This window comes from Streptomyces sp. NPDC056169 (genome assembly GCF_042268445.1).
In the GTDB taxonomy this organism is placed as follows: Bacteria; Actinomycetota; Actinomycetes; order Streptomycetales; family Streptomycetaceae; genus Streptomyces.
Window position 1 is genome coordinate 1 of sequence record NZ_JBHJUO010000053.1, and the last position, 5,198, is coordinate 5,198.

Annotated in this window: 2 rRNA genes; both read right to left on the reverse strand. The window is 56.8% G+C overall.

What is annotated here, in order from left to right:
* Positions 1 to 32: 32 nt before the first annotated feature.
* Positions 33 to 3,155 (reverse strand): 23S ribosomal RNA (locus ACFC0G_RS39570).
* A gap of 287 nt (positions 3,156 to 3,442) precedes the next feature.
* Positions 3,443 to 4,968, reverse strand: a 16S ribosomal RNA gene (locus ACFC0G_RS39575).
* Together the 16S and 23S rRNA genes form the textbook arrangement of a ribosomal RNA operon.
* Positions 4,969 to 5,198: the final 230 nt, after the last annotated feature.

Genomic DNA, 5,198 nt, shown 5'->3' on the forward strand with positions numbered 1-5,198 from the left:
CTTCAGAACTAACACAGTGGACGCGAGCAACTGAGGACAAGCCCTCGGCCTATTAGTACCGGTCAGCTCCACCCATTACTGGGCTTCCACATCCGGCCTATCAACCCAGTGGTCTACTGGGAGCCTTACCCTCTCAAGGAGGTGGGAATACTCATCTTGAAGCAGGCTTCCCGCTTAGATGCTTTCAGCGGTTATCCCTCCCGAACGTAGCCAACCAGCCATGCCCTTGGCAGGACAACTGGCACACCAGAGGTTCGTCCGTCCCGGTCCTCTCGTACTAGGGACAGCCCTTCTCAATATTCCTACGCGCACAGCGGATAGAGACCGAACTGTCTCACGACGTTCTAAACCCAGCTCGCGTACCGCTTTAATGGGCGAACAGCCCAACCCTTGGGACCGACTCCAGCCCCAGGATGCGACGAGCCGACATCGAGGTGCCAAACCATCCCGTCGATATGGACTCTTGGGGAAGATCAGCCTGTTATCCCCGGGGTACCTTTTATCCGTTGAGCGACGGCGCTTCCACAAGCCACCGCCGGATCACTAGTCCCGACTTTCGTCCCTGCTCGACCCGTCGGTCTCACAGTCAAGCTCCCTTGTGCACTTACACTCAACACCTGATTGCCAACCAGGCTGAGGGAACCTTTGGGCGCCTCCGTTACCCTTTGGGAGGCAACCGCCCCAGTTAAACTACCCATCAGACACTGTCCCTGATCCGGATCACGGACCGAGGTTAGACATCCAGCACGACCAGAGTGGTATTTCAACGGCGACTCCACCATGACTGGCGTCACGGCTTCAAAGTCTCCCACCTATCCTACACAAGCCGAACCGAACACCAATATCAAACTATAGTAAAGGTCCCGGGGTCTTTTCGTCCTGCTGCGCGAAACGAGCATCTTTACTCGTAGTGCAATTTCACCGGGCCTATGGTTGAGACAGTCGAGAAGTCGTTACGCCATTCGTGCAGGTCGGAACTTACCCGACAAGGAATTTCGCTACCTTAGGATGGTTATAGTTACCACCGCCGTTTACTGGCGCTTAAGTTCTCAGCTTCGCCACACCGAAATGTGACTAACCGGTCCCCTTAACGTTCCAGCACCGGGCAGGCGTCAGTCCGTATACATCGCCTTACGGCTTCGCACGGACCTGTGTTTTTAGTAAACAGTCGCTTCTCGCTGGTCTCTGCGGCCACCCCCAGCTCACGGAGTAAATCCGATCACCAGTGATGGCCCCCCTTCTCCCGAAGTTACGGGGGCATTTTGCCGAGTTCCTTAACCATAGTTCACCCGAACGCCTCGGTATTCTCTACCTGACTACCTGAGTCGGTTTAGGGTACGGGCCGCCATGAAACTCGCTAGAGGCTTTTCTCGACAGCATAGGATCATCCACTTCACCACAATCGGCTCGGCATCAGGTCTCAGGCTTAATGCGTGACGGATTTGCCTATCACACGCCCTACACCCTTACCCCGGGACTACCACCGCCCGGGCTGGACTACCTTCCTGCGTCACCCCATCGCTTACCTACTACCACCTTGGATCGACGGCTCCACCACTTTCCTTTCCCCGAAGGGTCCGGAACGGCTTCACGGCCTTAGCATTAATGGATTCGATATTGGGCGTTTCAAAGCGGGTACCGGAATATCAACCGGTTGTCCATCGACTACGCCTGTCGGCCTCGCCTTAGGTCCCGACTTACCCTGGGCAGATCAGCTTGACCCAGGAACCCTTAGTCAATCGGCGCACACGTTTCTCACGTGTGTATCGCTACTCATGCCTGCATTCTCACTCGTGAACCGTCCACAACTAGCTTCCGCTGCTGCTTCACCCGGCACACGACGCTCCCCTACCCATCACAGCGGGCGTTGGCCCTATTGCTGCAATGACACGACTTCGGCGGTACGCTTGAGCCCCGCTACATTGTCGGCGCGGAATCACTTGACCAGTGAGCTATTACGCACTCTTTCAAGGGTGGCTGCTTCTAAGCCAACCTCCTGGTTGTCTCTGCGACTCCACATCCTTTCCCACTTAGCGTACGCTTAGGGGCCTTAGTCGATGCTCTGGGCTGTTTCCCTCTCGACCATGGAGCTTATCCCCCACAGTCTCACTGCCGTGCTCTCACTTACCGGCATTCGGAGTTTGGCTAAGGTCAGTAACCCGGTAGGGCCCATCGCCTATCCAGTGCTCTACCTCCGGCAAGAAACACACGACGCTGCACCTAAATGCATTTCGGGGAGAACCAGCTATCACGGAGTTTGATTGGCCTTTCACCCCTAACCACAGGTCATCCCCCAGGTTTTCAACCCTGGTGGGTTCGGTCCTCCACGAAGTCTTACCTCCGCTTCAACCTGCCCATGGCTAGATCACTCCGCTTCGGGTCTTGAGCGCGCTACTAAATCGCCCTATTCGGACTCGCTTTCGCTACGGCTTCCCCACACGGGTTAACCTCGCAACACACCGCAAACTCGCAGGCTCATTCTTCAAAAGGCACGCAGTCACGACCCATTGGGTAAACCCAATGAGCGACGCTCCCACGGCTTGTAGGCACACGGTTTCAGGTACTATTTCACTCCGCTCCCGCGGTACTTTTCACCATTCCCTCACGGTACTATCCGCTATCGGTCACCAGGGAATATTTAGGCTTAGCGGGTGGTCCCGCCAGATTCACACGGGATTTCTCGGGCCCCGTGCTACTTGGGTGTCTCTCAAACGAGCCGTTAATGTTTCAGCTACGGGGGTCTTACCCTCTACGCCGGACCTTTCGCATGTCCTTCGCCTACATCAACGGTTTCTGACTCGTCTCACAGCCGGCAGACTGTGAAAGAGAGATCCCACAACCCCGCATGCGCAACCCCTGCCGGGTATCACACGCATACGGTTTGGCCTCATCCGGTTTCGCTCGCCACTACTCCCGGAATCACGGTTGTTTTCTCTTCCTGAGGGTACTGAGATGTTTCACTTCCCCTCGTTCCCTCCACATGCCCTATGTGTTCAGGCATGGGTGACAGCCCATGACGACTGCCGGGTTTCCCCATTCGGAAACCCCCGGATCAAAGCCTGGTTGACGGCTCCCCGGGGACTATCGTGGCCTCCCACGTCCTTCATCGGTTCCTGGTGCCAAGGCATCCACCGTGCGCCCTTAAAAACTTGGCCACAGATGCTCGCGTCCACTGTGTAGTTCTCAAACAACGACCAGCCACCCATCACCCTGCTCCATAAGGAACAAGTTCACTGGGGCCGGCATCACGAAGGCAACGACCATACGGCCGCACCCTCAGATACCCAACAACGTGCCAGGCACGACCTGTCGGAACATCGTCACTTTCCACGCCGAAGCAGTACTTGTGAGGAGATCCTCGAGACCGTGCCAACTAATCAACGTTCCACCCATGAGCTGACCGTGCAGAACGTTTGTCTGCAATCGGTACTGTGCTCCTTAGAAAGGAGGTGATCCAGCCGCACCTTCCGGTACGGCTACCTTGTTACGACTTCGTCCCAATCGCCAGTCCCACCTTCGACAGCTCCCTCCCACAAGGGGTTGGGCCACCGGCTTCGGGTGTTACCGACTTTCGTGACGTGACGGGCGGTGTGTACAAGGCCCGGGAACGTATTCACCGCAGCAATGCTGATCTGCGATTACTAGCAACTCCGACTTCATGGGGTCGAGTTGCAGACCCCAATCCGAACTGAGACCGGCTTTTTGAGATTCGCTCCGCCTCGCGGCATCGCAGCTCTTTGTACCGGCCATTGTAGCACGTGTGCAGCCCAAGACATAAGGGGCATGATGACTTGACGTCGTCCCCACCTTCCTCCGAGTTGACCCCGGCGGTCTCCTGTGAGTCCCCATCACCCCGAAGGGCATGCTGGCAACACAGGACAAGGGTTGCGCTCGTTGCGGGACTTAACCCAACATCTCACGACACGAGCTGACGACAGCCATGCACCACCTGTATACCGACCACAAGGGGGGCACTATCTCTAATGCTTTCCGGTATATGTCAAGCCTTGGTAAGGTTCTTCGCGTTGCGTCGAATTAAGCCACATGCTCCGCTGCTTGTGCGGGCCCCCGTCAATTCCTTTGAGTTTTAGCCTTGCGGCCGTACTCCCCAGGCGGGGAACTTAATGCGTTAGCTGCGGCACCGACGACGTGGAATGTCGCCAACACCTAGTTCCCAACGTTTACGGCGTGGACTACCAGGGTATCTAATCCTGTTCGCTCCCCACGCTTTCGCTCCTCAGCGTCAGTAATGGCCCAGAGATCCGCCTTCGCCACCGGTGTTCCTCCTGATATCTGCGCATTTCACCGCTACACCAGGAATTCCGATCTCCCCTACCACACTCTAGCCTGCCCGTATCGGATGCAGACCCGGGGTTAAGCCCCGGGCTTTCACACCCGACGTGACAAGCCGCCTACGAGCTCTTTACGCCCAATAATTCCGGACAACGCTTGCGCCCTACGTATTACCGCGGCTGCTGGCACGTAGTTAGCCGGCGCTTCTTCTGCAGGTACCGTCACTTTCGCTTCTTCCCTGCTGAAAGAGGTTTACAACCCGAAGGCCGTCATCCCTCACGCGGCGTCGCTGCATCAGGCTTTCGCCCATTGTGCAATATTCCCCACTGCTGCCTCCCGTAGGAGTCTGGGCCGTGTCTCAGTCCCAGTGTGGCCGGTCGCCCTCTCAGGCCGGCTACCCGTCGTCGCCTTGGTAGGCCATTACCCCACCAACAAGCTGATAGGCCGCGGGCTCATCCTTCACCGCCGGAGCTTTTAACCAGCTTCCATGCAGAAGCCGGTGTTATCCGGTATTAGACCCCGTTTCCAGGGCTTGTCCCAGAGTGAAGGGCAGATTGCCCACGTGTTACTCACCCGTTCGCCACTAATCCACCCCGAAGGGCTTCATCGTTCGACTTGCATGTGTTAAGCACGCCGCCAGCGTTCGTCCTGAGCCAGGATCAAACTCTCCGTGAATGTTTGCCGGTAATCCGGCGATACACTCGCGTTGAGCGGAACGATCGAGTCGGAATAAGACCGATCGTTCACAGCGTCCTCGCTGTGTGCCACCCGGCTAAGGGTGGACTTTTTCAAAGGAACCTCGACCATCCGAAGATGGACGGGGTATCAACTAATCTGGCGTTGATTTTTGGCACGCTGTTGAGTTCTCAAGGAACGGACGCTTCCTTTGTACTCACCCTCTCGGG